The sequence below is a fragment of the Pseudoalteromonas sp. Z1A2 genome (genome assembly GCF_011378755.1).
GTDB lineage: Bacteria > Pseudomonadota > Gammaproteobacteria > Enterobacterales > Alteromonadaceae > Pseudoalteromonas > Pseudoalteromonas distincta.
This window is the reverse complement of record NZ_WTKX01000069.1, coordinates 1-1,662: the sequence shown is the minus strand read 5'-3', so window position 1 is coordinate 1,662 and position 1,662 is coordinate 1. Positions and strand designations below refer to the sequence as shown.

The 1,662-nt window shown below is 41.5% G+C and carries 1 protein-coding gene; it reads left to right on the top strand.

The features are described from left to right. The first annotated feature begins 415 nt into the window (after nucleotides 1–415). Nucleotides 416–1,405, top strand: a complete 990-nt coding sequence (locus GQR47_RS20180; protein ID WP_165724403.1) for a protein rep — start codon at nucleotides 416–418, stop codon at nucleotides 1,403–1,405. Nucleotides 1,406–1,662: the final 257 nt, after the last annotated feature.

The window sequence follows — 1,662 nt, the reverse complement described above, 5'->3', positions numbered from 1 at the left end:
GGACCCGCGTAGTGGTGGGTGCCCTGAAAAAAGATAGGTGGAAAATCTAACTTGGTAGATACACGAAGTTACGAGACAGCCGTAAAAATGTGTCTTAAATACACTCTGAAATATGGGGTTTTTGGGGGTGTTTTCCTTCTCTTGATAAATAAGAAACAACTCACGTGCGTAAAAACAAATATAATTCCGCTGAAAAGCTTGATTCTATTGGCTTTAGGGTCTAAATTGGGGGTGAAAGCAGGGTAGTAACTTTGCTATAAGTTTTGTATTACGTAATGTGATAGTAATTTTTGTGAACGTCTTAGAGTAGGACGGTAGCCGGTGCGTCAACACCGACTGACCTAAAAGCCACTTAAGACGAGTTTCGAATTCATCCCAAGCTACGTTTTACCCATTGTCGAGATAGGTGAACGATATGACTATTGTATATCAAGACCTGCCCGTAATCCACGGAACAGGCGAAATATTGAAAGATTCAAAAACTGATTGGCGTGTACTTAAGTTAAAAACCGTCGCAGTATCCAAAGCATTTGACCAACCAGAAAAATACTGGCTTGGCAGGTCGCAAAGAATGTTTGATTGCGGATCAACTCTTGAGTTCGCAGTAGACCCCCACGGTAATAAAAGATTAATTAGAGCTTTGTTTTGCAGAGATAGAATGTGCCCGTCATGTCAAAGGAGGCGCTCAATGGCTATTTTTCATCAAGTTAAAGCGGTTTGTCAGTCTGCTCAGAAAGAAAACCCAACGCTAAAATACTTATTGTTAACCCTTACAGTACCAAATATTAAAGCTGATCGGTTGTCAGATGAGGTTAAACATTTAACTAAAAGCTTTGACAGGTTAATGAAGCGCGCTGAGGTTAAACGCAGTGTTAAAGGGTTCTTTAGAGCTTTAGAAGTTACCTATAGCGGCAAAAGGGACGATTACCACCCTCATTTTCATGTGTTACTGGCGGTACCGTCTAATTACTTTACTAAAAACTATATTAATCAAAATCGCTGGCTGGAATTATGGCGCGAAGTTACGAGATACCCAGAAATCACGCAGGTTGATATTAGGAAGATTAAACCGAATAGAAAAAGAGAGGGTTCATCAAGTATAGAATCCGCTGCTGCCGAAGTTGGTAAGTACGCCACTAAGCCCTCCAATTACGTTTGTGAGCTTCCTGATGGTAATTACATAGCCCATGCCAAAGCTGTTAAGGATTTGGCACTGGGAATACGCAATAAGCGCTTGATTGCTTTTGGTGGGATACTCAAGGAGCATCATAAACTACTAAACCTCCAGGATGTCGAAAGTGATTCTGTAGACCTGGTGCATGTAGGTGAAGAAAATGACACTATTGAAGCCGTCATGGTTCAAGTTTTCCGCTGGAATGTAGGCTTACGCCAATATGTGAATTAACACCGTGCGATTTATCGCACGTAGGCCGCACTCAGTTCTCAATTATCCATTGGAGCGAGTCGGCCGCTACCCAAACCAAGTAAATTTAAAAAACAAATCCCCGCGCAGCAATGCGCCCCTGATAAACCAAAAAAATCTTTAATTTTACACATATTCTTTTTTTAGGGAGGACCCGCGTAGTGGTGGGTGCCCTGAAAAAAGATAGGTGGAAAATCTAACTTGGTAGATACACGAAGTTACGAGACAGCCGTAAAAAT

Excerpts from the sequence above, each read along its gene's own strand:
- GQR47_RS20180 (WP_165724403.1), top strand. The coding sequence starts at position 416 with ATGACTATTGTATATCAAGACCTGCCCGTAATCCACGGAACAGGCGAA.